Annotated in this window: 1 protein-coding gene and 1 pseudogene; both read right to left on the bottom strand. The window is 39.7% G+C overall.

The genetic code is table 11. The features are described from left to right. Positions 1 to 190, bottom strand: a pseudogene (locus tag ACYVTD_RS16485) (hypothetical protein); the annotation flags it as partial. After that, complete coding sequence (locus ACYVTD_RS16490; protein WP_461248748.1) at positions 162 to 350, bottom strand: hypothetical protein; 189 nt, start codon at positions 348 to 350, stop codon at positions 162 to 164. The pseudogene ACYVTD_RS16485 and the gene ACYVTD_RS16490, both read right to left, overlap by 29 nt. Positions 351 to 473 lie beyond the last annotated feature (123 nt).

Below are 473 nucleotides of genomic sequence, written 5' to 3' on the forward strand. Positions count from 1 at the left end.
ATTCTGGAGATGTCCACTTTGGACGTTCATACATGCTCATTTTATTTTTTTCCGATTTTCCGTCAAAAAATAAATCTTCGTGATTATTTGTCTGATTATATTTCTTTATATGTTTTTGAGAATCATCTCTCCGACTGGAGAAACGCTGTCGGTTCTTTCGGTTATTTCCGCCTTTTCCGCTGCCGCTCATGACGTCCGCCTTCCTGTGTAACATCAATAATTTCATTGCTCAATACAAGAGCCAGTCTTTGGATTGCGGCGTGCAGGTAGTCTTCATCGTTTATGCGCCGCCTTATCAATTCCAGTCTAATGTCAGAATCATTGGAATTCAAAGCCTGTTCTAATATCATACACTCTCCGTGAAGGCTGACGCAAGATGGGTAAGTTGGAATCCGTTGGATTCCTGTAATCCTTCGGATTTCTTGTCATTTTTGACGAAAATAACGTCAAAACGAATTGCCATATTACTATAT

Source organism: Treponema sp. R6D11, from assembly GCF_054786075.1.

Excerpts from the sequence above, each read along its gene's own strand:
- ACYVTD_RS16490 (WP_461248748.1), bottom strand. The coding sequence starts at position 350 with ATGATATTAGAACAGGCTTTGAATTCCAATGATTCTGACATTAGACTG.